At 51.8% G+C, this 26,821-nt stretch carries 22 protein-coding genes; 18 read left to right on the forward strand and 4 right to left on the reverse strand.

The window, feature by feature from the left end; all coding sequences use genetic code 11:
- Positions 1-55 precede the first annotated feature (55 nt).
- From CBW46_RS15555 to CBW46_RS15615, 13 genes are all read left to right on the forward strand, one after another.
- Positions 56-1,273, forward strand: coding sequence for an S-layer homology domain-containing protein (locus CBW46_RS15555; RefSeq protein WP_089200921.1), 1,218 nt, complete (start codon positions 56-58; stop codon positions 1,271-1,273).
- A 96-nt stretch (positions 1,274-1,369) separates the two neighbouring features.
- Complete coding sequence (locus tag CBW46_RS15560; protein WP_165842342.1) at positions 1,370-7,651, forward strand: CARDB domain-containing protein; 6,282 nt, start codon at positions 1,370-1,372, stop codon at positions 7,649-7,651.
- Positions 7,652-7,936: 285 nt separating this feature from the next.
- Positions 7,937-8,746 carry a sensor histidine kinase gene (locus CBW46_RS15565; RefSeq protein ID WP_089200923.1) on the forward strand — a complete coding sequence of 270 codons (810 nt, stop codon included), beginning with the start codon at positions 7,937-7,939 and terminating at the stop codon, positions 8,744-8,746.
- 4 nt (positions 8,747-8,750) lie between these two features.
- Positions 8,751-9,428: a response regulator gene (locus tag CBW46_RS15570; RefSeq protein ID WP_089200924.1), complete on the forward strand. Its 678-nt coding sequence runs from the start codon at positions 8,751-8,753 to the stop codon at positions 9,426-9,428.
- Positions 9,429-9,514: 86 nt separating this feature from the next.
- Complete coding sequence (locus CBW46_RS15575; RefSeq protein ID WP_089200925.1) at positions 9,515-10,165, forward strand: YcnI family copper-binding membrane protein; 651 nt, start codon at positions 9,515-9,517, stop codon at positions 10,163-10,165.
- Positions 10,166-10,530: 365 nt separating this feature from the next.
- A complete protein-coding gene (locus CBW46_RS15580) occupies positions 10,531-10,755 on the forward strand; it encodes a helix-turn-helix domain-containing protein (protein ID WP_089200926.1) in 225 nt (74 codons plus the stop codon).
- A 494-nt stretch (positions 10,756-11,249) separates the two neighbouring features.
- Entirely contained in the window at positions 11,250-11,981 is a 732-nt protein-coding gene (locus CBW46_RS15585; RefSeq protein ID WP_089200927.1) for an AzlC family ABC transporter permease, read from the forward strand.
- The gene (locus CBW46_RS15590) at positions 11,972-12,298 is read left to right on the forward strand and encodes an AzlD domain-containing protein (RefSeq protein ID WP_089200928.1); all 327 of its coding nucleotides are present in this window, start codon (positions 11,972-11,974) and stop codon (positions 12,296-12,298) included. The genes CBW46_RS15585 and CBW46_RS15590 overlap by 10 nt, the downstream gene beginning before the upstream one ends.
- 22 nt (positions 12,299-12,320) lie before the next feature.
- On the forward strand, positions 12,321-12,941 hold the full coding sequence (locus CBW46_RS15595) for a YitT family protein (protein ID WP_165842343.1): 621 nt from the start codon (positions 12,321-12,323) through the stop codon (positions 12,939-12,941).
- 20 nt (positions 12,942-12,961) lie between these two features.
- Complete coding sequence (locus CBW46_RS15600) at positions 12,962-13,654, forward strand: TraX family protein (RefSeq protein ID WP_089200930.1); 693 nt, start codon at positions 12,962-12,964, stop codon at positions 13,652-13,654.
- An 89-nt stretch (positions 13,655-13,743) separates the two neighbouring features.
- A complete protein-coding gene (gene yhfH, locus CBW46_RS15605) occupies positions 13,744-13,956 on the forward strand; it encodes a protein YhfH (protein ID WP_089200931.1) in 213 nt (70 codons plus the stop codon).
- Between the two features lie 235 nt (positions 13,957-14,191).
- Positions 14,192-15,370, forward strand: coding sequence for a DNA sulfur modification protein DndB (locus CBW46_RS15610; RefSeq protein WP_089200932.1), 1,179 nt, complete (start codon positions 14,192-14,194; stop codon positions 15,368-15,370).
- Positions 15,370-16,542: a DNA sulfur modification protein DndB gene (locus CBW46_RS15615; protein WP_089200933.1), complete on the forward strand. Its 1,173-nt coding sequence runs from the start codon at positions 15,370-15,372 to the stop codon at positions 16,540-16,542. The genes CBW46_RS15610 and CBW46_RS15615 overlap by 1 nt, the downstream gene beginning before the upstream one ends.
- A gap of 106 nt (positions 16,543-16,648) precedes the next feature.
- Here the strand turns inward: CBW46_RS15615 and CBW46_RS15620 are convergent, their stop codons facing one another.
- Complete coding sequence (locus tag CBW46_RS15620) at positions 16,649-17,881, reverse strand: ROK family protein (protein ID WP_243633340.1); 1,233 nt, start codon at positions 17,879-17,881, stop codon at positions 16,649-16,651.
- Positions 17,882-18,196: 315 nt separating this feature from the next.
- Between CBW46_RS15620 and CBW46_RS15625 the strand changes: the two genes are divergently transcribed.
- Complete coding sequence (locus CBW46_RS15625; protein ID WP_089200934.1) at positions 18,197-18,937, forward strand: class I SAM-dependent methyltransferase; 741 nt, start codon at positions 18,197-18,199, stop codon at positions 18,935-18,937.
- A gap of 6 nt (positions 18,938-18,943) precedes the next feature.
- Positions 18,944-19,924, forward strand: coding sequence for an MBL fold metallo-hydrolase (locus CBW46_RS15630; protein WP_089200935.1), 981 nt, complete (start codon positions 18,944-18,946; stop codon positions 19,922-19,924).
- Positions 19,925-20,195: 271 nt separating this feature from the next.
- On the opposite strand, the gene CBW46_RS15635 is transcribed toward CBW46_RS15630, so the two are convergent.
- Together CBW46_RS15635 and CBW46_RS15640 are read right to left on the reverse strand one after the other, a co-directional pair.
- Positions 20,196-20,747, reverse strand: a complete 552-nt coding sequence (locus CBW46_RS15635; RefSeq protein WP_089200936.1) for a phosphatidylglycerophosphatase A family protein — start codon at positions 20,745-20,747, stop codon at positions 20,196-20,198.
- Positions 20,748-20,809: 62 nt separating this feature from the next.
- A complete protein-coding gene (locus CBW46_RS15640; protein ID WP_089200937.1) occupies positions 20,810-21,694 on the reverse strand; it encodes a sensor domain-containing protein in 885 nt (294 codons plus the stop codon).
- Positions 21,695-21,958: 264 nt separating this feature from the next.
- Here CBW46_RS15640 and CBW46_RS15645 point away from each other — a divergent pair, with 264 nt between their 5' ends.
- The 3 genes from CBW46_RS15645 (at position 21,959) to CBW46_RS15655 (ending at position 24,671) form a co-directional block, all read left to right on the forward strand.
- Positions 21,959-23,005: a GerMN domain-containing protein gene (locus tag CBW46_RS15645; RefSeq protein WP_089200938.1), complete on the forward strand. Its 1,047-nt coding sequence runs from the start codon at positions 21,959-21,961 to the stop codon at positions 23,003-23,005.
- Positions 23,006-23,296: 291 nt separating this feature from the next.
- A complete protein-coding gene (rph, locus tag CBW46_RS15650) occupies positions 23,297-24,061 on the forward strand; it encodes a ribonuclease PH (RefSeq protein ID WP_089200939.1) in 765 nt (254 codons plus the stop codon).
- Complete coding sequence (locus CBW46_RS15655; protein WP_089200940.1) at positions 24,042-24,671, forward strand: XTP/dITP diphosphatase; 630 nt, start codon at positions 24,042-24,044, stop codon at positions 24,669-24,671. Before rph ends, CBW46_RS15655 begins: the two co-directional genes overlap by 20 nt.
- A gap of 60 nt (positions 24,672-24,731) precedes the next feature.
- Here CBW46_RS15655 and asnB read toward each other — a convergent pair whose 3' ends face one another.
- Positions 24,732-26,576 carry an asparagine synthase (glutamine-hydrolyzing) gene (asnB, locus tag CBW46_RS15660; protein ID WP_089200941.1) on the reverse strand — a complete coding sequence of 615 codons (1,845 nt, stop codon included), beginning with the start codon at positions 26,574-26,576 and terminating at the stop codon, positions 24,732-24,734.
- Between the last annotated feature and the right edge of the window lie 245 nt (positions 26,577-26,821).

The following is a 26,821-nucleotide window of genomic DNA, read 5'->3' on the forward strand; positions in this document are numbered from 1 at the left end:
ATTCTGTGCGGGTGCGAGCTGCGCGCTCCAACCCAGCGAAAGGAGCACTGTTTAAATGATCAAAATAGTAGTCTTAGTTTTTATGTTAGCCGTGAGTATGCTCAGCGTGAACGCGACCGTGGATGCAGCCAAGAGTTTTACAGATGTAACCGGACACTGGGGCGGAGTCTCGATTGAAAAAGCTGTCGGAGCAGGCTATGTCGATGGTTACGCCGATGGAACATTTCGTCCAGATGCACTGATCACCCGGGCAGAGTTTATCAAACTAGCCGTGCACGCCATGGGCTTTGAAACAACGGCGGAACAAGGGCATGAGTGGTATCAAAGCTACCTGTCAGCCGCTGAAGCGAATGATTTGTCCGATAAGGGTCAATTTGATAACTTGGATCAGCCAATCACCCGGCTGGAGATGGCTAGGATAGCCGTTCGTTCGACTGGTGAAAAAACTACGGAGGAGAACAAATGGATGTATTTGGCCACCTCCAAAGGCATAATCACCGGCATGGATAACCAGGGAACATTAGGTGAGGATCAACCGACGACACGTGCTCAGGCAGTGAAAGTGATAGAGCGTGTGTTAGCGTTGAAGGCTGGCGAAAAACTTCCGAGCGATCAGTATGCTAAGTATGCCATATCGAGCGCCGAAATCGCTTGGCATAAGACCAATGTGTACACGATGGCTCCGGAGTATTTTGGATGGGGCAAGGATCACAATATGCCATTTCAGTTAGACAAACTCCGTTATGATGGCCCGAACGGCTACTCCGAGGTAGAAAAATACATCATTGTGGATATGGGGGACCCAGAGGATCCTAATCGGAAGTTGATACCGGAAGATATGACGTGGGATAAGCAACTTAACAAAACATACCACTACACCAAAGACGTTCCAGCGAATGCATATGCATTTTTGAGTTTTAATCACTTTGTTGTTGATCTGGCAAAAGATGCCGATCCGTTCCGGTTTTCACATTTAACAGTGCTTCCTTTTGATGGAATTATAGATAACATCGATGGCAATGGGCACTTGCTGAACGTCACATCCTATGCCCCTTATGACAGTGCGCGACAAGGCCTACTGTGGGGCGCCGTTAAATTGGGTGCTGGCCATCACGATGTGCGAATTGTAACGGGGCAGCTAGTGCCGAAAGGGAGCGGCGGAGTGAATGGCGCCGGGTTCGTTGTTAGAAGGGCTGCTGCGCAGGAATTAGGTGAACACGGCTCTACAGATATTTACGTCTCGCAAGTCGACCACGGCCTCATGGGGGGGTAACTACGGGTGAGAAAGTCACTGTACTGCCTAATCATGTTCTCATTCTTGTTTACCTGTTTCCTTCCTTTCACAGATAGCGCGAGAGCATCAACCAATGTGGAATTTATCAGAAATGCAGAGTTAGAATCAGCGGACGTTCTGTTCGACTGGAATGCAGGACGTGAGTTTGCATCAAACAAAAGCAGCATTATTTTAAAGGACGTTGAGGTTAACACGGCCAATCCTATTGTTCGAGTAGAGTTGCGAGATATGCAAGACAACGTCATTGCAGAGATGGCTAACATTGGCGGTAATAAATATAAGGCAGCTGCTCCGCTAAATCATACTGGGACCATAGAGGTGAAAACGACTTCGCCCATAGAGATTGATGCCGGATACTTTGAATGGTTTCGTGATCCAAACAAAAAGGTTTGGATGTATGATTTTATCCCGTATGGCGAAACGACCGCAACACGTTACCATGTGAGCACCCGGCCAGGCGAATTTGAGCAGCCACCCAACAGCTCTCAAATGCCGAACGGATGCATTGCCGCAACAAGTCCGACCGACATAACTGCCACAGCCAGAATACCTTGCAATGAAGGGCCTGCGTACCGCACGGGAAACTTACATATCTCGACACTCACTGTAGTCGGTAGCGGCGAACCAGTCAGCATCTCAGACGTAGATAACTTAAACTTTGATGATGACTTTACGTTCGTACAGGTTGGTAGACTGACTCAAGCTAATATCAAAGACCTTCACACTGACTTCATCGATAAAGAGACACAGGATTATCGCTTCACATTCACGGCGGTATATGATACCTCGCCAGATTTGGTGCCGAGCGATGATGCAAATGGCAGAGTCTTACGCTGGTATAATAAGTGGAAGATGAACGTCGTCGGCAACATTTACAAATACCCAAAAATGAAAGTGGTAGCGATCACACTGCCGCCGGAAGCTAAACCTGACTTAACTGCCACCAATCTTAGTACTCCACAGCCTTGTATCGAAGCTGGCTCCTCAACCACATTCAATTACCAAATCACCAACCAGGGGCCAAGCACAAGTGCCGCGTTCAACGTGACGGTTATGACGGAAGGCACCGAAGTGGCGACACATCGTTTTCCATCAGGCATAGGTGCTAATGAAGTCAAAAACAGGACTTTTAACTACACCTTTTCATCGGCCAAGACCAAATCGTTCTCCGTGATTGTGGATAGTGAGAGCGAAATCGAGGAAGAAGACGAAAGTAACACTAGTAACGGCAAGATCGTTACCTTTGAAGCCGTCAACTCCTGCGGACCGCCCGAAGCTCCAGCGCCGCCGCCGAAAGACATAACCATTGAGGGTGACTTCACACTAAGTAAAACCACAGTTGACTGGGGCAGTGGTGTCTTTGCGCAACCGGAAGGCATCGAAGTTACCGGCTGTTCCTATGTGTGGCATGCGTTCTCATATAAACAAGGCGAAAACACTTATAATGCGCCTCCACTAACACAAAAAACAAACTCAGATGTTTTTTCCTATGACCCCAACGTGCGCGGCTACGCGGCCGGCATAGGGTTAGGCACGGTCCAAGTGTACATGACCATCAACACTGACTGCGGGCACTATGTGGTCGTAGGGCCGAAAAACCTTCAGCTCGTGGCCGACCCCAACAATCTTCCACCGCAAATTGAAATCAAGTGGTTTCGCGGTACTGAGCCGGTGAGCACCGTTGTCGAAGGGGATGTTGTGGCGATCAAAGTCACCGATGAATCTGATCCCAATGGCGATCCCATTCAGCGTACCTGGGACTTCACGAAAGACGCTTGGACCAGCAGCTTACCTGCAACGTATGACTGGGACATACCACTGGACCGGGAACGATACGGCGGCATTGTGGCGAATGTCACGGGGCTGCATCAAGTATGCGTTACGGCCAGGGATACGCAGGGTGCGGGCTCAGGCGCCGCGTGCGCCACGCTGAAAGTCGAAGGAAAAGAACCGATCCCGGTCATTAAAGGTCCAACGATTGTGAAAGAAGGCAGAAAGCTGATACCAGCCCTACACTCGAATGATAGTTACAGTAATATTCCTGGTCGAACTATCCACCACAGCCGCGATGAATGGACTAACTATTCCGGTCCCAATCAGGTGTTTTCAACCGCAGGGACGCAGGTTGTGGAACTGCACGTTTATGACAACACGGGTCTAAAATCCATTAGCCCTGATCGTCATACCATAACGGTAATTCCTGACATGCCGCCTAAGATCGAGTTTGAATATCTTAGCACCATGACGCGAATAGCACGGCAATTTAAAAACGCATCATACAGCCCCGATGGAGACCGGATCGAACAATATAAGGTAACCTTTGGCTATGATCGTTACAATAACGGCGGCTGCAATGCGCTAGAATCGCTGATTTCCACGGATAACAACTATTTCACCTTCCAACCTGATCGTGTTGGCAATTATTGTTTCCGAGTATACGCGAAAGAAGCCGTTATCGACGGCGGAGGTGGCAAAGACGCATACCAGGATTACATGGTTCATGTGATCAACGAGGCGCCGGAAGTTTCGTTTACCGTCACAGGTGCGGCGACGGAGCCGATGCCGGTCAATGTGAGCCCGTTTCATCCAAACGATTTCATGCATTGGACCAATTCTTCCTTGGACACGCCGTGGATGCTAAACAGTTGGTCCGCAACGGCCGATGGGCGGCTGATTAGCGCTCGGCGGGGAGCCGACTGGAATACAATAAGTAAGTTTTCATTGCCGATCGGTGCAGCGAATTTCAACTTGAACAAGCAGGAAATACCTATGCCCACGCAGTCGGCTGTCGTTGAACATGAGCTGGGAAACGGTGAGTTTATTACTTCGAGTGTGCACAGCGGAGATATTCGCAAGATGTTTTTAGTAGGAATGAACCATGAGCCTATCTATTTGGGCTTCAACGTGGCGACTTTCTCAGTTAGACCGGAACTTGACGAGATCCTATTTTATGAGACGTACGGGCCAAATCCGTTGGGCAATTACATTGTTTACCGAGAAAAATGGTATCGACTTAAGATAAGCGATTTAGTCAACCGGGTCACCACGAACATAGCCAGCGGCAACTACGAAATCAAGTACTCGACCACGATGGGCAGCTGGACTCAGACAGGCACAAAGATGCAGTACGGTAACGGTGACAGACCGAACCGCTTTTCACGGTTAAAGTTTAATTCTGATTACAAAGAAATTAACATGACGACACGAACGATTAAATCGTTCCATCCGAATGAGCTCTACCCATACAAGATCGAGACGTACAGCCATTTACCCGCGCTGCCCAAGAACACGCAGTGCCCAGACTCTTGCAGTTACGCTGGACTGCCGATGAAGGATTATCCAAGTGGTTACGATGAGCTGCTGGGTCCGATGAGTGGATGGTTAGACTCAGACCAACCATATGTGCCGATCGATGCGAAAGGCAATTATTATAACATCATGAACCTGAACGGTAGCAGCACGTTGGTGCGCTGGGACGCGAATACCGGCATGCCGACGGTCCTAAGACCAATTGTTGCCGCGGCGTCAGGTGAAATCAAATTGGCCGGTGTTTCAGCGGACGCAAAATACGCGCGGTATTCGAACCACGATGGGTATGGCAGTACCGATGTGTACCAGGATCTGGCCACAGGCAGTACAATGACGAACAGGCCAGCCGACTACCAGGTTTTCTTGGAAGACAAAGCACACTCGTATCAGAACGGTTATGCAGTGAAGCGTAATCCAGCTGATCCATATTTCCTACAGTATCACTTGTATGACCAAGGGTCACACATTGAGCTAACAGACGGTACCAATGCACTTCCCGTGCCGCATGAAATCAAATTTTTGAATGACACTAAGTACGTAGGGGCAACAGGTCAAACACCTGTAGGTGGAAGTTACAGATATTGGGCCCCGCTGTATTCCTATATACCCAGCACGAGTCAAACCGTGCATTCCAATGAAGCGATCACCTTCGGCCAGCTGGTGAATCCTTGGTCACACAACATCACCAACGGCACAGTGGCGTGGAATATGCAGTTCCAGGAACTCAAATATTCGAATTTTCATGCAGGGATGGGCTTCCGAATTCAGGATCACAAGAATATGTACAGAGTGGAGGCTAACAAGAACTATCTTCAGCTGGTGAAGATCATGGGTGGACGCAAAACGGTGATCGCTCAGGTCAACCGCAGAATTCAAGCTGAGAAATGGTATGGCTATAAAATTAGGTTGGTGGCAGACCGCATCCGCATTTATGAAGAAGGGGCGCTAGTGATTGATGTTCATGACGGCACCTTCACTCAAGGAACAATGGGCCCATACTCGGTGGCCGACAACACGGAATTTAAGGGCATGAACTACCAGTCCAATAGTGCGGATGCAAGTTATCTCACTCCCGGCGTGGCGATCGTCGACACGGATGTGATCTATACCACAGACTACCGTGATGCCGAAGGCGATCCTAAAATAGACAACCGCGCGCAGTGGACCTATCACCTCGTCGATGGCTATAAATTTTTGGACGCCGGGGATGGCAAATCGATCGCCAGTGCGGGGCCATCTGCTCTAGAGAACCAGACCGTGGTATCAACGTATCCTCAGTTCGACCGGGTGGGTGTTTTCAAAATTGATTACCGCGTGCCCGATGATCCTCATCCCGAGCATCGCATAGCTGCAGGTGATAACACATTTGGGGCGTACTCCGAATATTCGGACTTGTATAGTCAGCACCTTATCGTCCACCGCATACCCATTGCCAATTTCGCACTGGGACTCGACGGCAACAGTGTCGTGACATGGACCGATCATAGCTATGATCCGGACCGTTGCCATAACACAGGCAGCTGCATGGGAGGGTATGAGAGCACACACGGTATCATGCGGAAGAAGTTTTACTACATCACTCCAACCGGCAATCGCGTGGATGCAAAGCTCGTGCGGCCGACCGAAGCAGGCACATACACCGTGGCCATGGCGGTCGCCGATGAATACAACGCATGGAGTGACTGGTATGAGCAGACCGTAGTCATTAGCAGTGTGCCGCCGCCGAACACGCCGCCGACGGTTCATCTAACCTTCCCCGGCGGCACGCATGGCAACCCAAGTCCGGTGAGCTTGCAGCCAACGATTACTTGGAATCAGAACGATGTTGATCGAGGCACGATCTTTTCTACGTTTGACCTGAACATCAAAGATGAATGGGGAGGCTGTACGGAATGCCTGACGAACATGCTCATGGATACGCCCAACACAACCTGGGCATGGACGATGGACCATCCGCTGACCATGGGTCGGAAATATCAGGTACAGGTACGGAGTACTGACGGAGAATCCTGGTCACCGTGGAGTAATGTTGGCTGGATGGCGACGAACACACCACCGTCGGCATACATGACGTTCCCGTACGGTACGCAAGCGGAACCCAATGTTGTGAACACATTGCGGCCGACCTTGACTTGGAGCCAAACTGATCCCGATCCGAGCGCAAGATTTGATTATTTTCAGATCCAGATTACTAATGAAGCGAACAGCGTAACCATTGTGGACAGTGGCAGACTGTGGCAGGGAACGACTACCACAAGCGGCAGCTGGGCGGTACCGGCTGACTTGCCTACCGGACAAAAGTTGAGGGTGAGGGTAATCGTGTGGGATGAGCACGGCGCTGCATCCAACTGGTCGCCGCAGACATGGATGTTGATCAACCAACCGCCCAGGGCGGATTTCACTTGGTCGCCGAATCCTGCTTTTGAAGGCGATACTGTTATCCTGCTCAACCGGTCCAGCGATCCCGACGGAGATAGCTTCACATCTCACTGGCAGATTCACGGTCCGGATTATCAATCGGATCAGACTGCGTACGACGCTCTGATTCCATCATCGGCCACGGATTTCCATCCCGGCGATTATACTGTGACGTTAACTGTGAGTGACGTTCATGGGGCAGCGGATACAGTGACCAAAATCGTCCAGGTGGGGGACTTACAAGTACAGGGATTTGTCCGGCACACTGAGCAGTGGGAACTGAACAGACAGGCCTACAATCTGGATCTCACAGGCGACCCTGACCGGCCGCGCTCGGCGGACATGTTTTGGTCGGGGGAGGCTTTCGTGGTTGAAGCTATCACCAATGAACCAGCGGGGAGAGTACAGGCGGCGATGATAGATACAGGTATAAAGATTCCACTAGGTTCCGGGAACAACAAGGATTGGTCAGGACAGATATTCAGAGATGACTTCGAGAAACTGCCTGACGCTAGTTACATTTTCCGATTTACCGCGGTATGGGCAAGCGGCCACACTGAGACGGCCGATACTGTGATCTCTGTACAAAATCCATGGACGGAATTTACAAGCAGTGTGAGGAAGGAGTAACCAGCACGTTGGACCCCGGCAGTGCCCATGCACCCGGGGTCTCTGTCGGTGTACGCAAGCATGGTTGGACCCGGCAGTGCCCATCAACCGGGGTCTCGCTCAGTGTACGCAAGCGTGGTTAGACCCCGGCAGTGCCCGGATCTCGCTCAGTGTACACAAAGCAGGGTTGGACCCTAGCAGTGCTCATGCGCCCGGGGTCTCTATCAGTGTATAATAGAAGGCAATTGCTAACCGGATCTCAAACAATCCGGATCTTATACCATATTGAAGTGAGATGATGTGCCGATGTCACTTGGTAAACTCAAGCTGCTGACCATCCTGCTTCCCCCGCTTCTCATCGGGGGCTTTGAATTTATCCGCCATGACTTCCTATTGGAGCATCTGTCGATGGAGGCCGGCAACGTCTACATCACACTGCTGACATTGCTGTTATCTTATATTTTTGCTGCGTGGATGTTCCGCAGGATAGAACGGATAAACAGAAGTCTTGCCGCCGAACAATCCCGCCGCGCCGTGTATGAGGAGAGGGAGCGGTTAGCGCAGGAGCTGCATGACAATATTGCGCAGATCCTGTTTTTTCTCAACGTGCAGCTAAAAAAGGGTCAATTGCAGGAAGCACGTGCGGCCGTGTCGGAGATTGATGAGCAGCTACGGCAGGCTATATTTAACCTGCGTACGGCGCCCGAGGATGGAGCTACTTTCGCCGCACGGCTGCATGCCTGGCTGGAGCAGTGGAGCCGGATTACAGGGATTGCCGTGGAGCAGAGCATTGAGATGCCGCAAGATGGTGTACCGCCGTCGACTGAGGTCCGATTGTTTGCCATCATTCGCGAGGCGTTTACTAATATTCGCAAGCACTCTCAGGCGGATCATGCCACGATTGAATTCAGCGGGGCCGGCGAAGGCAAGGTTTGGCGGCTGGTGATTCGTGATAATGGTGCCGGTATAGCCGAGACAGCATGGGGGAGAGAGAACCGCTATGGTGTGGCGCTCATGCGCAAGCACGCGGAGGAGCTGCGCGCCGAGCTCACAATCCGCACCCATGACCAAGGAGGCACGGAGGTGCTTGTGTCTAACATCGAAGCAAGGAGGTAGCGATATGTATTACCGGGTGCTTATAGTGGACGACCATCCTCTTGCACGCAGGGCCGTTCGAGCGCTGCTGCAGGATGAATCCGGCTTTGAAATTATCGGTGAAGCGGAGAATGGAGAAGAGGCGGATCGTTTGTGCAAAGAGCTTTTACCTGATCTCGTTTTGATGGATATTCAGATGCCTATCATGACCGGTCTGGAGGCCGTGCGGAGAATAAAGCAGCACAGCCCTCACACGCGGATTGTCATCCTCACTGTGTCCGATGATGTAGCTGATCTGTTCACCGCGATTCAATATGGCGCCCAGGGATATTTGCTCAAAAACATGGATCCGGATGAATGGATGGAATACCTCAGAGGATTGCTCGATGACAATAGCGACATTTCACGAGGTATGGCGGACCGTTTGTTCCATCTCTTCCGATCAAGCCGAGCGCAAGACGACAATACCGCGGTTCCGAAGCCGAGTGCGCTCTCTGCGCGGGAAGCAGAGATTTTGACCTATGTAGCTACCGGCCGGAGTAACCGGGAAATCGCCGATCTGCTATCCATCACAGAAAATACCGTAAAAAATCATATCAAGCATATGCTTTCAAAGCTGTCCTTGGACAACCGGGTGCAATTGACTGCGTATGCCGTACGCCATGGGTTGACACAGTATGGTCAAATATCTAAGCAAAAATAGCCCGAAGGGGTCATATCTCTCTATCGGCTGTTTGTTGTAGAGTAAATAACGTAATCTAACGACATTGGAAGGGACAGAAACATAACATGAAAAGGATTGCTTATCTTGTCTGCTTTTGCCTGCTGCTTACGTTTGTCGGTGCAACGACTGTAAGCGCGCATGTGACCGTACTGCCAAAGGAGGCGGTACAAGGCTCATACGAGAAGTTCGCGGTGCGCGTGCCAACGGAAAAGGAAATTCCAACGGTCAAAGTTGAAGTGAGATTCCCTGTGGAGGCTGTTTCCATTTCCAGATTCGAGCCGAAGCCGGGTTGGACATATGAGTTGACGAAGGATGATGCGGGTAAAATCACAGGCGTAGTTTGGACTGCTACAGGTGAGGGCCTGTCGGCTACGGAGTTTGGTGAATTTTACATGCAGGGTAAAGTTGCAGACACAGCGGCAGAAATCAAATGGAAAGCCTATCAGACCTACAAGGACGGCAGCACAGTAGAGTGGGTTGGAGCTGAAGGCTCCGATAAGCCAGCTTCCGTTACCAAAGTAACTCCAAAGCCCGCTGGAACGGCGCTAGACAGTCATGGCCATAGCAGTGCGCCTGCCCAGGCTGCTTCTGCGCACCCTCAATCTGCAGAAGCGGGGGGCGGCGATTCAACACCATTGTTCTTATCCATCGCAGCAGTGGTGTTGGCGCTGGTGTCTGTCATCATTTCTCTGTCGAAGCGTAAGTTGAGCCGCTGATAAGATTTCTCGCGCTTATGCGTGATGCCCGACTGACGGGCGGCCATACCGCTCCACAGCATTAGTATCACCGATAGCCATCCGAACACTTCTGCACAGTGTCGGATGGTTTTTTCTATGTTCTAGCATCTTCTGCATTTGGCAATGCTAGCAAGATGAACATGCTCCATTTCTCATACGACGGGGCCGGTTCGGACAGCGCTTTGGCGGACAGCTAGCGAAGCCAACCCACATGCCTCGGAATCCCTGCCATTGCCCATTTTTCGGCGCTACCGCACCATTGTTAGCAGCCCTTCATAAACTAACTTTGACTGTATCCCTACACCTTGTAATGATACAAAAACCCGGGCAAGGAGGGGTGACACTTGAAGGGAAGCGACCAAAAAAGCAAATTTTTACTAACCAATCGTGAACGCGAAGTTTTCGAACTGTTGGTGCAGGACAAAACTACCAAAGATATCGCACAGCAGCTGTTCATCAGCGAGAAAACGGTGCGGAACCATATTTCCAATGTTATGCAAAAATTGAATGTGAAAGGTCGTTCACAGGCAGTTGTTGAGCTGATCAAGCTTGGGGAATTACAAATTTGATCCTTACTTATCACATCCTGCCTTCTTATTGACGCTTACATTTATTGTATGCGTGAACAAGAGGGTTCTTTGCTTTTGCACGGAGCTTTGGCCTGCCCGGTATGCGTGCGCTGCCAATCTACGGTTTGTTCTTTGCTCTCGTTGTGCCTTCCGATTTTGCTATTGATCTCTTATGGTGCGCAATAGCAAAAATCAAACCACAGGATTGACCGGAGGGTCGTTCTTCCGCAGCACGCAGCACAGAATGACAGTGAAAAACGGCGGGTGCCTGCATGGTCAGGGCTCTGGCCGCCACCGCAGATCCCGCCTGATGACTATCCCTGCGTCTATACCGAGGACCAAGCCGGCCGGCGAGGCGCGCACACCCCTCATGCACCATAAGGCATTGCCCTTGCCTTGCCACCGCAGGGCTCTTTGTCATGTGCAGATAGACGCACGGGAAAAATATTGTATACTATTATTTGCATGCTAAGATTGAACGGAGGGAGTATACAATGCAAACCAACGTGACCGCTCCCCAATCGCACCGCCAATCGCACAATGAGACATTCTTACAAGGAGTGAAAGATTGTGTGCCCACTCTGTTGGGGTATTTGAGCATCGGCTTCGCTGCGGGGGTGGTAGAGAAGACCGCAGGTTTATCCATCGCTGAGATTGCCCTGCTGTCGGTGCTCCTTTATGCCGGGTCCGCTCAATTCATTTTTGCCGGGATGATTGGTGCCAGCGCCTCGGTAACCGGTATTATTTTTACTATCTTTTTTGTTAATCTGCGGCATATTTTGCTCAGCGCGGCGCTCTCGCCCTATTTTCGCCATCTGTCACCAATTAAAAATATTTTAATCGGCAGCTTACTCACCGATGAGACCTTCGGGGTGGCATCCAACAATACGGCGGGTAGGCAGTACCTGAGCGAACGGTGGATGCATGGCTTGAACGTGACGGCGTACTTAAACTGGATCGCTGCGAATATCGCCGGGGCTTACTTGGGACAATGGATCACGAATCCGGAGAAGTTCGGTCTGGACTTCGCGCTGCCGGCCATGTTTATCGGCCTTCTGGTGCTGCAGATGGCTAGCCGCGGGAAAATCGCTGTGGACATTGTGGTGGCGCTGAGTGCGGTGGTTATCGTGGTCGTGATGAACATGATGTCATTCGGCAGCGTCAGCATTATTGCGGCGACAATTTTAGCTTCAACGATCGGGATGGTAATTGGGAAATGGAGATAAGATGGCACATTTTTCTGTTAATAGTCGGAGCGGCAGCCGTTACGTTCATCCCGAGAATTGTGCCGCTGGCGGTGCTTAGCCGTTTCCAGCTGCCTGCGTGGGCAATGCAGTGGTTAAACCACGTGCCTATCGCCATTATGGCGGCATTGGTCGGACAGGAGCTGTTTACGCATGACGGCAGGACATCGCTTTTTTCCAACAATATAGAATTATTAGGCGGAATACTGACATTTGCGGCAGCCATTTGGACACGCAGTCTTCTGATCACAGTGGTGATCGGAATCGTTTGTATGTTGATACTCCGCATGATGTGGTAGAGTGAAGGGTGAGGTGATCCTATTGCAGACGGCATGGCTGCGCTACACATATCTGTTTTGCGCGATCGTTTTTTTCGCCCTTGGCAATCTGTTCTTTGCCGTGCCGAATCATATTATGAATGGCGGCATCACCGGGCTTAGCCAAATGGCATACTACGTTTTTCATACGAACATCGGATTGACTCTCTTTTTGTTCAATGTGCCCTTGTTCGTGCTCGCATTTGTCTTCTACCGTCATTTGTTCTATAACTCGGTGATCAGCATGGTGGTACTGTCGGTAACGGTCGGTGTGCTGCAAAATTACGTGGTGCCGTACGGAATTCAAAATATATGGGTAGGTAGTATTGTCGGCGGGTTTTGGATGGGTATCGCGCTTGGAATACTGGCGAGATTGAATGCAAGCTTAGGCGGCGGCTCCATGCTGGGTAAAATGGTGCATCAGAAATACGGCTTCTCATTGAGCAAATCGATCTTTGTCATCGATGCTTCAGTGTATCCTTTGAGTTTGTTTGTGATCGGCGGCAGGGAAACGTTGTTTTCGTTAATCCTAACGACTGCGAGCTGCATCGGCGTGTATCTGGTGAGCACCGGCATGGAGCGCGTATTTTGTAGGGAAAAATCGGTTTCATTAAACGAAGTGTAGAACGAAAGTGGGGTAACAGCATGGAGAACAAGGCTAACGCGGGCAGGGCGCTCGCGAAAACCAGCCCCCTCGGCATGCAGCGGGAGCTCCTGCAAATCACAGCAATGGTGACGATGCTGATTGATCATGTCGGGGCGGTCTTTTTTCCTGAGCACATCATCCTGCGCATGATCGGCAGGCTTGCGTTTCCATTGTACGCATTTGGCATCGTCCAAGGCTATCTGTACACCTCTAATGTCAAAAAATACATGCTTCGCCTGGGGCTGCTTGCTCTAATTTCACAAGTGCCGTTCTCTCTTGCGCTGGACGCGAACAGAATCAATGTAATTGGCACTTTCTTTGTGTGTGTGCTGACGTTGTACTGGTTTGATCGTCTAAGTTCGTCCATTGGGCGTTGGACGGTGCTCGGTGTGGCGATCTGGCTGTTAGAGGCTGTCCCTACGGATTACGGCAATTACGCGCTCGCCCTGATCTTCATGTACCGGTATGCCGCGGCGCATTGGGCAGTGGCGGTTCATTTGGTGCTGAACGGCCTTTACACGTTGCGCTACGGCATCGGGGTGTCGTATCAATTTCTAAGCGTGTTATCTACTGTTTGGCTGACCACGGGGCACGCAAAACAACGCATTATTCCATTTGCCGTCCCGCGCTGGCTTTGGCTGTCGTTTTACCCCGCTCATCTCCTGGTATTGGCTATCATAAAATGGGTGTAAAGAAATCATAAATATGTGCTGAAAGCGTTAACATAAAGTAATAATTATATTATATAATGGAAGCATAAGTTGTCAAAGGAGTGTGGTCAATGGCCGTTGAACCGATGAATCCCTTTGAATTGAACGCGTCCAAACGATGCAGTCAATGCGGCGTGATACTGGAGGAACAGTCCGAATGCCACAAAAGCACTTGCGACGAATGCGAAGGCAGCACCTTCTATCCTCTATCGCCGTTACAACCGCCCGGTAAGGTAGTCCGTTTCATGCAAGGCTGCAGAATTATTGATGATTATACCAACTAGCTGGATTAAACCTCGGCTGTGTTTCCGACCAGGAGCACGGCGGGGGTTTTCTTTTTTGTGAGTAGCATCGCAGCTGCGTTGCGTCTATCGCGCCCTGGAAAAATCGGAATTATCCGTCCGCCTGCTGAATGATTCGAATGAATTCGGTCTATACTGGATTTATATGAACCTAGTAATGCCAAACAAGCAACATTGCCTAATAGCGCTAGCCTTTTACTAAAGGAGGAAATAGAGGATGGATTCAGTGACGTCTTTGTCAGAACTGCTGGCGGTGCAGAAAGCTTCTTCTTACATCGAAATTCCGGGAGCGGCGTCCACGACCTTCGGACACAAAACGCTGTCCACAACGCTGCCGATGAGTAAGCTGTTTTCGATTTACGAGGTAGACTTGGAAGTGCAACGTTCTATCGTGCCTCAAAACTTATCTAAGCTGATGGATTACATTATGCTTTATCTGGATCACATGCAGGGGATTTATTTTCCGGGATTGATCCTGTCGGCCAGAGGAGCGGGGGAATACGATGACGAGCACAAAGTTTACCGTCTGCAGGCCATCGAAAAGCTGTACGTGGTGGACGGGCAGCATCGTTTGGCAGCGTTTCGCCGGTTGATGGAGACGCTGCAGAGCAACATGGCGCGTGCGAAGGACCGCCGTGAATATGACCGGATGGAAGAGCTCGCAGCCAAACTGAGTAAGCTGTACGCGTTCCCAATGTCGACCATGATTTATCTGGACATCAATGCCCGGCAGGAGCGCCAGCTATTCTCGGATATTAACAAGCTTCCTCGCAAAATCGGCGGCAATCTCGCCGTGCTCCGGGAGCAGCGACGGTTTTACCACGTTCTCGCAACACAGCTGGCGCAGAGCGAGCCCGTGATGAAAAACATCCCCGTGGACATGTTCACCGAACGGGGAAAAGGTCCCGAGTTTCTGTTTTCCTACCATCTGTTGGTGGAAATACTTGTGGGCTTGTTCGAAGGACGGTTGAAGTCTTCTGCGCGCAATAACGGGTATTATTTTGAGAAGGCTGCCGTAGATGAGCATCACAAGCTGGCAGCCATGTACTTTGACGCTCTGCTGCGTCATTTGCCCGAACCTGCAAAGGGCGAGCTGTGCTGGACAGAAAATATGCAAATCGCGCTGGCGATGTTTTTCCATGGGGAAGTCACGAAGTCAGGCGGCTTCAACCGTTACGCGTTGGAGTACTCGATGAAAATACTGCCGCACATTGACTGGAACGCTATCTTTGCCGGAGACGAGAAGGATCGTCTGCCCAGACGTTCGCGCATTATGAAGGCATACCAGCATATCAGTGAATTTTACCAGGAGCACCATATGTTTCTGATTAGGGATGATGACCTGACGGAGCCCGCGTATGTGGCGGATGATAGCTCGAAGGAGGATGTTGGTTGATGGACGGTTTGTGCCTCAATATGACAATTCACCCGTTTTGCGAAAAATTCGGGTTAGCTACAGTCGCCGTGCAGGTGCAGGATCTGCTGAACTACACGTCGATTGATCCGATGGTACAGCGTAAACTGAGCAATGGCCAACGGCGAAAAATAGCCAACTATTTGCAGGAGCGCGAACTCGACCGCGTGTTCTTCGGGCCGGTCACCTTGTCGCTGCGTGAAGTTAGCTTGTTGACGAAAGCGGAGAAGGGCTTGTTCCTTCGTCCGGGCTCCAAGCTCAGCGTGCTGGATGGACAGCACCGTATTTTAGCGCTGGGGTACGTGAATGAACAGCTGTTAAAAGAGGTAAGAAGCCATGAAAGAAAAGTCGCGGCATTAGTTCTCAAACAGCGCAGGGCGCCGGGTGATGAGCAAATCAAGCAGGAGCTTGAGCAAATGCAAGGGCTGGTCGAGCAGATTGAGCGACGCCGGCTGGAATTGATGGAGAGCGAGCTCGCGGTCCAAATTTATATTGGCTTGAGCGAAGAGGAAGAGAAACAGCTGTTCGGCGATATCAACTCGAAGGTACTGCTGGTGAGCAAAGAGCTGGGTCACTCGTTCGACAGCATTGATCCGCTCAACCTTGTCATACAGCAGGTAGTGGACCACAACATGTTCTTGAAAGGCGCAGGAGTGGAACGTCGCGCGAATCTAACGTCGTATAACAAGAACTTCTCGTGCTTCAGCTGGTTGTATTCGACGGCCACGATGCTGTTCACCGGTAAAATGCAGCCATCCTACGAATTAGCCCGTAAAATTCGGCAGGACCCATCTACATATGTAGAAATTTTACATCAGTTTTACAGCACGCTGCTGCCGCTTATGCCCGAACAGCCGGGACTTCCGCAGTTCAGTTCGGCGAGCAGAGCGATGCAGGAGAGCATTGCTTTGTATGCCCACGGTCACCTATACCAAAATGGCGGTTATACCAAGGATTGGACCTCTTGCCTCGCCATCTTCGAAGGCTTCGACTGGTCACATGAAAATTCCGTGTTAATCGAGCGGTTCGGCGTGTTGGACAATGGCAAACTGAATTTGATACATGAAAAATCGCTGCGCAAGCACGGCAAATTGGTCCAACTGTTCCGGGAGATGAACGGTGAACCTGCGGGAGACGCTGCCTCGAGCGCTTAAGCCAGCACTGAACAAGCAAACAAAGAGCCTTCCCGCCGCTCGGCTGAGCGCAAGGAAGGTTCTTTGCAGTGTGGGTGGGCTCAGAGCTTTCTCACATGGATTGGCCTCACACTTCCGTCAACTGATCGATCACCATTATCGCTGCTCCGGTAACCAGCGCTTCTTCGCCCAGATGACCCTGGCTGAACACAACCTGGTATGTTGGATAGTGGTATGTATTGCGAATAGCTACGCGTGTCGCCGTTTGGAACAAGCTGGGATGGCTGCTGATCAGCGGACCGCCTAAGATTACCTTCTCGGGGTGCAGAATATTTAGTAAATTGGATAGCCCGATGCCAAAGAACGTTGCCGCCTGCGTGAAAATTTCCACCGTCAGAGGGTCGTTTTGCCGCAATGCTTGTACCAGATGACTGAAATTGATTTTCTCGGGATGGTCCTCTAGGGTGAGCAGCAAGCTCGATCTTCCCTGCTTCAGTCTGGCCTGTGCCTGCTGTTCGATGGCATGAATGGATGCGAACGTCTCCAGACATCCGTAATTTCCGTGATCACCGAGGCGTGGCCCATCGGTCTGGATAATCATCTGGCCGTTAGAGCCCTCCATGTCGACCGCGCCATACACTACTTTGCCGTTGGACATCATTGAAGAGCGGATGCCTACGCCTACATGTACATACAGCAAATGCCGATAGTCCCTGTTCCTGTCGGACCACGATTCTCCGATAAGCGCCGTATTGGCGCCATTGTCTAGCAGCACCGGGAAGCCGAGCCGTTCGCTGAAATATCCGGTTACCTCAACATTCCGCCACCCGGCTGCGGGGAAGTGCAGCGGCTCAAGGATCGTACCTGACACGCGATCCAACGGACCGACTGCCCCGATGCCCATTCCGAGTACCGCGTCAGACGGAATCCCATGCGACTTCAACATGGTCTGTGCCGTTTGCGCTATCTCCGGAAGCAGGCGCCCGGGTGTTAAACTCTCATCCATCAACCAATTCGCCGCGTCCAGCCGATTCAGGTGCAAATCGCACAGAATAAGCTTGGTGTGCAGGCGAGAAATGTCAAGCCCAAATACATAGCCCGCTTTAGGATTCGTCTGATACAGAATGGGACGGCGGCCCCCGGTGGACTCACCGTATCCGGCCTCCAACAGCCAATTCTGCGCGGTGAGCTCCTCGAGCGTGCGCGTTAACGTGCTCCCGGTCATTCCGCTCTGCTCTAGTAAATCGATTTTCGATACGGTGCCATGCCGACGGATTAGCTCATAAATCTCTTTGTGCTTGCGGCCTCCGATCTCTCGGATCAAATGGTGATGCATCGCGATCCCCCAATACTTAATCATGTGATACTCCGCGGTTCAGCTTGAAAACACACTAGCCGCATTATACACCAGTTACCCTGCGGTTCACCACAGAGGCCGCCGACTCAACTAATTCACCGCACCCTCTATTCGCTGACACACTGCAGCTGCACGAATACATTATGACGCCTACGCGAAAATTTGTTAAGATAAGGTTGCCGAGCACCGGTAAACACAATCAAAGAAAGACTTAAGTGCCATTGATACTATTTGTATCAAGGCATGCGATATACGATTTGTCGTCCCGTCGCAGGACGCACAATCCCGACGGCGGCACGTGAGAGAGGAGAATCAACCATGTCGGACTGGTACAAAAAAAGCTTTGGCAATGATTATTTGTTAGTATACAAGCACCGGGATTTGGAAGGGGCCTACAATGAGGTCAAGCGAATGATTGATTGGCTGCAGCTTGAGCCGGGGGCGCAGGTGCTGGATTTATGCTGCGGCATGGGCCGACATTCGATGGCTTTAGCCGATTTCGGCTACCGTGTCACAGGAGTGGATTTATCCGAGGTACTTTTGCATCAGGCCAGACGACTCGACACAGATGGTAACGTCCGCTGGATCCATGGGGACATGAGGGAGGTCCCGCTATCACAAACGTATGATGCGGTGGTTAACTTATTCACATCTTTCGGTTATTTTGAGGCGGATATCGAAAACGAAAGAGTGCTGCATGAAATCCACAGGCTGCTTTCACCGGAACAGGGGCAGTTTATTATCGATTACCTCAATCCTGGCTATGTTCGCACACATCTGGTCCCTTTTTCCAGGCGGCAGGACGGGGACGTGAGTATTGAGGAGTCCCGTCAAATCATAGACGGTTTCGTGCGCAAGACAATCGTGGTCAGTGAACCGGGGAAACCGGAACGCACTTATATGGAACAGGTGAAGCTTTATGATCTGGCAGACTTTATGGGCATGCTGGACCGGGCCGGACTTGCAGCAGCGCATGTGTTTGGAAATTATGATGCGTCCGCGTATGATCATGAGGACTCGAAGCGGATGATTTTCGTCGGACACCGGAAAGGACAGTGACAGCGCGTGAATCCTTTGCACATTTTACATAACGATGATATCTACCAAATCAAAGTACCTCTGCCGTTTCCGCTGCGTTGGGTCAACAGCTACTTGATAAGGGGCAGCGATGGCTGGACCATCGTTGATCCGGGGCTGCATACCGACGCCGCCGTACAGCTGTGGGAGCGGGTCCTCGGCGAGTTGCGGATCGGCTTTCAGGACATCGAACAGATCGTGCTTACCCATCACCACCCGGACCATTACGGGCTGGCGGGGTTATTCCAACGGCGCTCGCAAGCGCCTGTGCTAATGTCAAAAATAGGCTATGAGCAAACACGCCTCCTCTGGGCTGATGATCAGCCGATGACCGAGACGCTTCTGCAGCTGTTTCGAAGCCACGGACTGCCGTCCGACCAGCTTGAGCGAATGAAGGATCATATGGACGAATTCGTGCCGATGGTGACACCTGAGCCGGACGTGTCGTTTATCGCGCTGGGTGAATCGCTTCCGCTAGGGGATCATCACTATGAGACACTTCATACGCCCGGCCACGCATCGGGGCACGTATGCTTTTACCGCCGTGACACGAAAGATATGCTGTGCGGCGATCATGTCATTCCACAGATTTCACCCAACGTGAGCTATTTGCCGGGAATTGACGAGAATCCGCTCGCCAGCTTCCTGTGCAGCTTGGATGAAATAAGCCGCTATGAGGTGGACATGGCTTATCCAGGACACCGGGAGCCGTTCGCAGATTTCGGCAAAAGGGCGAGTGATCTGATCCGCCATCATGAGACACGCTTGCAAACGATGCGCAGCATGGTGTCCGCAGAGCCGCTCACCGGCTACGAGGTGTGCCTGCAGGCATTTGGTGACAGGCTGACACTGCATCAGCTGCGATTCGCGCTGTCGGAAACGCTGGCCCACCTCATATTCTTACGGGAAGCCGCGCTGGTAGAACAGATCGACCACGCCGGGCTCACTCGCTACCGGTCGATTGGCTGAACAGGTTTTCCGGTGGCAGAAAAGCACGGAATTAAGAGATTGCAGTTGCCGGGTCCCTGTGTGGTGTGCGGTATGCCCAACGTGGTGTATGATGCCGGTGTGAGTGACAAACAAGTTTGCATTGGTTAATGTGTATCAGCGTATCATGGATCATATTTAACCCGAAAAGATCAGATCAGCTCGCGTAGTTTACGCGCAAGCCACAACGGCCCGACCATCACTCACATGGTCGGGCCGTTCCGTGTCAGTTTATTCTATTGTACGCCTGGTCTCACGCATTACCCAGCGGAAGAGCTGACCCGACGCCGGCACGGGCTTTCGCTTCTTTTTCCTCCTGCTTGCGGTGGGCGAGGCGGCTGCTGGCCGAGGCCGAGATCGCTCCGACGATGTCATCGAGGAATGTATGTTTACGCTCTCCGTGCTTATCGTTAAGCATTTTAAGAATGCCCGGCTTGATCTTGTCAATGTACCCGAAATTGGTAAACCCGATGCTGCCGTATACATTGACGATGGACAATGCAAGTATCTCATCGCACCCGTATAGCGGCTCGTCGTTCTCCAGCATTTCCTGCAGGGGTGAGATGAGCTTCCCTTGTTCCGCCAAAATATCCAACTGAATCCCGGTCAAGATCGCATTTTGCACCTCGCGTTTTCCCACGACCTTTCCTACGCTTTCCAAACATTCCTCCAAGGACAGATCCGGATAATAGTCCTTTTGCAGCATATGAGTCAGCTCAGCGATATCTTTCAAGTCGACGCCGCGACGTGACAGCCATGCTAGCGATGCATCCGCCACGGCCTGTGAATTCAGGTTATACAGCAAATGTAAGTTCCTCCTGTAGCGTGCAGCCGAGCGCCGGCGAATTTGGCTATCCTTCTCAGAGGCTAGATCTGCATATAGTTTTTACCATGTGTTTTCGCTTGATACATTGCGTGATCCGCGAAGTCGATCAGATCCATGCCGTCGGTGGCGTCCCTAGGATATATCGCCGCACCTATACTGCATGTCACGGAAATTTGCTGCTGCGCAATACATAACGGGTCGTTCAGCGCGCCCGCAATCCGCCGGGTAAGCACATGCACATCATCCGCTTGCTTGAGCTGCGGCAGTACAATGATGAACTCGTCTCCGCCTAGTCTGCATACCATATCGGACGCCCTTACACATTTGGTCAGTCGGGAGGCCAAAATTCTAAGCACCTCGTCACCCGCGCTATGCCCATACCGGTCATTAATTAATTTGAAGTCATCCAGATCCAGATACAGAACAGCGAGCTGGCGGCTATGCCGCTTGGCAGCTATCATCGCCTGTTTGTAGCGGTCGTGGAACAGCCGGCGGTTCGGCAGGCCTGTCAGTGCATCGTAGTAAGCCATCCGCGTCAAATTGTCGTGTTCGCGCTTGATCCCGCTTATATCTCTGGCAATCAATCCCACGCTCACCGGAGCGTCACCTGCGTAGATTACGCTGGCCTTGCCCTGCACCCACAGTTCGGTACCGTCGTGCCGGACGTATCGGTATTCCAGCACGAACGGTGACAGATCCCGTGTCAGCTGGGCAAAAGCGCGATAGAACGCGGGAGCGTCCGCCCGATGAATCCAGCTTGCGCCTGGAGAGCCTAGCATGGAGGCTGCCGGAATTCCCAATAATTTTGAAAACGACGGTGAGCTGTATGTCACCATCCCGTCCAGTGTTAATCCCTGAATTAGGTCGTTGCTTTGTTCGATCAACTGCGAGAAGAACATATCTTGGCCAATCAGTCCGACATGCAAGCGGATCACCTCTATGGAGTATGGAAATAAAGTTCGTCTAATATTTCAACTATTGCAGTGTGTTTGTGCGCAAATGGTTCCCTGCGGAACATGAGGCCCGGCAATCACATTTTATTATAAAAACAGCAGCCGCCCATTACAATACAATATGTATCAAAGTTTTGGTTTTCACAGAAATCACTGGCATAAAACTTGTCTCCTGCTCGTATAGTGGGAATAAGAGACAAGGACAAACAATCCCGATTATCAAGGAGGAACTATTCAATGAAATCTCATAAGTGGACGCGATTCGCAGCAGTCACCGGCATCGTTGTACTGCTGGCGTCAGGCTGCTCCATACCGGAAACGAAGGAACATACCCAATCCATTGATCCTCCTCCGACTGGTGCGGAATCCGACGCCGGGCCGGCGCAAGCCGTAAGCGGCTCCGTTGCGCAGGTTGCGTCCTCGGTCACTGTATATGCAACGGATGCCAATGGCTTTGTCGCACCTGTCGGGGTAATGGTGGACACTTCCGTCGAGGTCGCCAAAAAAGCGTTGGAAGTGATGGTCGAGGACGGACCGTCTGCGGGCAAGCTGCCGTCGGGCTTTACCGCTATCATTCCTAAAGGTACAACGGTCAAAGGGATCGACATCAAAAAGGATCAGAAACTCGCTGTTGTGGATTTTTCCAAGTCATTCACCGATTATAATGTGCAGGATGAACGTAAAATATTGGAAGCAATCACGTGGACGATGACAGGCTTTCCAGCCGTCGAGAAAGTGGAGCTTCGCGTTGAGGGCACACCGCTCAAGGAAATGCCGCAGGGTGCCACGCCGCTGGATGAACCGCTCACCCGTGCGATGGGCATTAATCTTGAGAAGCCCGAAGACGTTGAATATGGTCAATCCACACCGGTGACCTTGTATTTCTTGGGACAAAACACAGACAATTACAAATATTATGTGCCGGTGACCAGAATGATCAAACGTACGGACAACGTCGCTCAGGCAGTGGTTGAGCAGCTCATCGCCGGACCGGATCAAACGACAGGCCTGGCCGGTGTGATGACGCCAGGTGCGGAACTGAAAGAGTTGAAGAAGGCGAACGATCTAATCACTGTGGATTTCTCGGAGGGCATACTGGGAGCCGACAAAAAAGCTCCGGCCGAAGCGCTTAACGCCGTCGTATTATCTTTGACCGAAAACGCCGGCCTGGCCACCAAGGTGCAAATCACCGTGGGCGGCAATGCCAAAGTGAGCTCAAGCGGCGATGTCAACTACAGCCAGCCGGTAAGCCGGCCCTCCACCGTCAATTCGGTGAAGCTATAGCAATATAGTATCCTATTTCTCTTAACCAGGAATAGCGAAATTGAATCAGGGGGCGCATGCCCCCTGACTTGTCGAGAAAGTGCCTGATATAATGGTATAGCGAAAATAAAGGTGGCACGTATCCTCTGGAGGAGCGATGGCGTCCACCCCGCCTGCAACAATCTTCGCGAGCCAATTGGGCACTTTCTCGATGCTTTCGGGGGCTGCGCTCCGTTCGTTCTGTTGGAACTTGCCTGGGCACTCTGTTACAATGGGAAAGGCTGTAAATGCTTAAGGAGGATACATAACGGTATGAGAAATGATGGGAGAGAAAGTAATCAAACACGTCCTGTTTTAATAACCGCTCACTACATTAAGCATGCGGAAGGTTCGGTGCTAATTGAAGTGGGGGATACAAAAGTAATATGCACGGCGAGCGTTGAAGAACGGGTGCCGCCGTTTATGAAGGGGCAAGGCAAAGGCTGGGTGACCGCGGAATATTCCATGCTGCCGCGGGCTACTCAGGTTCGCAACCAGCGGGAGGCGGCTAAGGGCAAGCTGGGCGGCAGAACTATGGAGATTCAGCGGTTGATTGGGCGTGCCCTGCGCTCGGTAGTGAACCTCCAGGCGCTCGGCGAGCGTTCCATCACGCTTGATTGCGACGTGATTCAGGCTGATGGAGGAACCAGGACTACTTCAATCACAGGCGCCTTTGTCGCCATGGCGTTTGCCATTGATAAACTGTGCAAGGATAAGAAGCTGCCCAAGTATCCGATCAACGATTTTCTAGGCTCGGTAAGCGTCGGTGTCGTGGGTGACACGGCATGCCTGGATTTGAACTATGAAGAGGATTCCAGGGCCAAGGTGGATATGAATGTAGTTATGACCGGCACGGGCAAGTTTGTCGAAGTACAGGGCACAGGAGAAGATGCGCCTTTTTCCCGCCGAGAGCTGGATGAACTGCTGGAGCTGGCGGAAAGCGGTATCCAATCGATGATCAGGCAGCAGGAGGCAGTGTTAGGGCCGGACATCTCAGCACGGATAAGGAGCGGTTCGAGTGCGGGAAATAGGGAATGAGATCGTTATCGCCACGAGCAACGCAGGCAAGGTCAAGGAGTTCGCGCCTCTGTTCCAGGAGAAGGGCATTGCGGTAAAAAGCTTACGTGATTTTGATGATTTACCGGAAATCATTGAGGATGGGGAGACATTTGCGGCTAACGCACTTATCAAAGCCCGCACCATCGCACTGCATCTGCGTCTCCCGGTTATCGCCGATGACTCCGGACTTACCGTGGATAGATTGGGCGGCGAGCCGGGGGTATATTCAGCGCGCTACGCTGGCGCACATGCCACTGACGAGCAAAACAACCGCAAGCTGCTGGACCGGCTGAAGCAGCTGCCTGCCGTCGGTCAAAGCGAGGCGGGCGGGCCGGAGATCCTGAGCCCCGCGCGTTTTGTCTGCGCCATCTGCCTGGTGAATGCGGATGGCGAGCCGGTAGCCGAGGTGGAAGATTATTGTGAGGGTGCCATTCTTCCGCAGGGCCGCGGCGAGTACGGGTTTGGCTATGACCCGTTGTTTTATCTCCCTGCTTACGGTAAAACCATGGCGGAGCTTAGCATCGAGCAAAAGAACAAAGTAAGCCACCGAGGCCATGCCATCCGGCGCCTCTGGGAAGCTCTACAGTAGTTAACAGCCAAGACGGGATCCGCGTGGGATGCGGAAATCCCGTCTTTTTTGGCATGTACATCAGTGCACCGACACCTTATAATGCCGCAGCCAGGTGTCGACTTGCGCCAAATACGCAAAGAGCTGCGGCCCTGTCATCAATTGCCCGAACCACGGCAGATTGAACTCATTTGCGTCGCCTTCGGCCAGGGTACGTATCTTTCTGGCATCGATGAATGGCAGGATGGGTGAGCCCGGATCGTTCAGTATGTCAAGCACCCATGAGCGAACTGCATTTAGATAACTCGGGTTATGTGTCTTCGGATAAGGGCTTTTCTTGCGTGTTAATACATCCTCCGGCAGTACGCCTCGCAGCGCGCGGCGCAGAATTCCCTTCTCCCTGTCGCCCGACGTTTTGATCTCCCATGGGATGTTCCACACGTATTCAACGAGCCGATGATCACAAAATGGAACGCGTACCTCCAGTCCGACCGCCATGCTCATCCGGTCCTTGCGGTCCAATAGCGTTGGCATGAAACGTGTTATGTTCAGGTAGGACATCTCTCTCATGCGGTTTTGCACCTGGTTTTCGCCGGACAGGCGAGGCACCTCCGATAACGCTTGGCGGTAGCGGTCCTTCACGTATTGCTCAGGCTTCACCCAATCTACGAAGTCGGGAGCCAACAAGTTCACGCGCTCTGCGGTCGCGAGCGACCAGGGAAAGGTCCCGGCATTCAACGCGTCCTCGCGGTGAAACCATGGGTATCCGCCGAAAATTTCGTCTGCCGCTTCGCCGGAAATCGCCACTGTCGCGTGTTTTTTGATTTCCCGGCAAAATAAATACAGCGATCCGTCCACGTCTGCCATCCCCGGCAAATCCCGCGCATACACAACGGTTTTCAGCGCCTCGACCAGCTCGGGGGTGTCAAACTCCAGGAAGTGATGTTCGCTTCCGAGAAATTCTGTCATGCGCTTAATCCAGGGGGCGTCCGAGTTTGGCTGAAAGGCGTTTGCTTTGAAATGCTTAGCATTGTCGACATAATCAATGGAGTAAGTGTGGATCGTGCCCAGCTGACGCTCCTTGTAATAGTTGGCTGCAAATGTCGTCAATGCGCTTGAGTCGAGGCCGCCGGATAACAGCGTGCAGATGGGCACGTCGGAAGCAAGCTGGCGTTCCACCGTGTCCTTCAGCAATTCGTGAATCCTCTCCGCAGTGGTATCGACATCATCCTCATGCGGCTTGCTTGAGAGCTTCCAGTATGGCTTAATGCTGATGCCGTTGTGATCGACGATCATGCAATGGCCCGGCTTCAGTTCTGACATATTTTTGTACACACCATGTCCTGGCGTCCGGGCGGGGCCCACGGCGAATATTTCAGCCAATCCTTCTTCGCTGATTTCTACATGGAACTCAGGGTGGGCCATGATTGCCTTCGGCTCGGAGCCGAACAGCAGCTGACCGCTCAAATAGGAGTAAAATAATGGCTTCACGCCTAGCCGGTCCCGCACGAGAAACAGGGATTGGTCCAGTGACGTCCAGACCGCGAAGGCAAAGATGCCGTTCAGTCTGTCGACGCAAGCGCGCCCCCATTCGATGAATGAGATGAGCAGCACTTCCGTGTCGCACGTGGTGGAAAAGGAATGGCCGCGCAGCTGCAGCTCTTGTTTCAGCTCGGGAGCATTGTACAATTCTCCGTTGTATACGATAGTAAACGTATTTTCGCCATACTGGCGTACCATAGGCTGGGTCCCGTTCGCAGGGTCCATCACGCTCAGGCGCCGGTGGCCCAGAGCGCAATGGGGGGTAACCCACGTGCCGGAGGCGTCCGGCCCGCGAGCCGTGAGCGTATCCGTCATTTGTTCCAGAATGGACGGATACATGGTGAGATCTCTATTCCAATCAATCCATCCGGTTATCCCGCACATAGCTTTTCATCCTTTCCTGAGGTGTCTTCTCGGTAACCAACGAACGTTTCGACAGCGACAGCGTGATGATAATGACTATGCTGTAAAAAATCGGAAAATGTCTGTCCGAGGTGAGGAAATGATAGACAAAATCTAAATTACCGTTTACACTATCCGATATGGTTCGCAAAAGCCGCCGGCTCTGGTTGAATAGAACAAAGCCGTGCCTCCTACGATAATCAGTGCAAGGATGATAGACGAGAGAA

Origin of the sequence: Paenibacillus xerothermodurans (genome assembly GCF_002220865.2) — a bacterium.
Lineage (GTDB): Bacteria > Bacillota > Bacilli > Paenibacillales > NBRC-103111 > Paenibacillus_S > Paenibacillus_S xerothermodurans.

Excerpts from the sequence above, each read along its gene's own strand:
- asnB (WP_089200941.1), bottom strand. The coding sequence starts at position 26,576 with ATGTGCGGGATAACCGGATGGATTGATTGGAATAGAGATCTCACCATG.
- CBW46_RS15615 (WP_089200933.1), top strand. The coding sequence starts at position 15,370 with ATGGACGGTTTGTGCCTCAATATGACAATTCACCCGTTTTGCGAAAAA.
- yhfH (WP_089200931.1), top strand. The coding sequence starts at position 13,744 with ATGGCCGTTGAACCGATGAATCCCTTTGAATTGAACGCGTCCAAACGA.
- CBW46_RS15555 (WP_089200921.1), top strand. The coding sequence starts at position 56 with ATGATCAAAATAGTAGTCTTAGTTTTTATGTTAGCCGTGAGTATGCTC.
- CBW46_RS15625 (WP_089200934.1), top strand. The coding sequence starts at position 18,197 with ATGTCGGACTGGTACAAAAAAAGCTTTGGCAATGATTATTTGTTAGTA.
- CBW46_RS15585 (WP_089200927.1), top strand. The coding sequence starts at position 11,250 with ATGCAAACCAACGTGACCGCTCCCCAATCGCACCGCCAATCGCACAAT.
- CBW46_RS15570 (WP_089200924.1), top strand. The coding sequence starts at position 8,751 with ATGTATTACCGGGTGCTTATAGTGGACGACCATCCTCTTGCACGCAGG.
- CBW46_RS15590 (WP_089200928.1), top strand. The coding sequence starts at position 11,972 with ATGGAGATAAGATGGCACATTTTTCTGTTAATAGTCGGAGCGGCAGCC.
- CBW46_RS15565 (WP_089200923.1), top strand. The coding sequence starts at position 7,937 with ATGTCACTTGGTAAACTCAAGCTGCTGACCATCCTGCTTCCCCCGCTT.
- CBW46_RS15600 (WP_089200930.1), top strand. The coding sequence starts at position 12,962 with ATGGAGAACAAGGCTAACGCGGGCAGGGCGCTCGCGAAAACCAGCCCC.
- CBW46_RS15575 (WP_089200925.1), top strand. The coding sequence starts at position 9,515 with ATGAAAAGGATTGCTTATCTTGTCTGCTTTTGCCTGCTGCTTACGTTT.
- CBW46_RS15620 (WP_243633340.1), bottom strand. The coding sequence starts at position 17,881 with ATGATTAAGTATTGGGGGATCGCGATGCATCACCATTTGATCCGAGAG.
- CBW46_RS15610 (WP_089200932.1), top strand. The coding sequence starts at position 14,192 with ATGGATTCAGTGACGTCTTTGTCAGAACTGCTGGCGGTGCAGAAAGCT.
- rph (WP_089200939.1), top strand. The coding sequence starts at position 23,297 with ATGAGAAATGATGGGAGAGAAAGTAATCAAACACGTCCTGTTTTAATA.
- CBW46_RS15645 (WP_089200938.1), top strand. The coding sequence starts at position 21,959 with ATGAAATCTCATAAGTGGACGCGATTCGCAGCAGTCACCGGCATCGTT.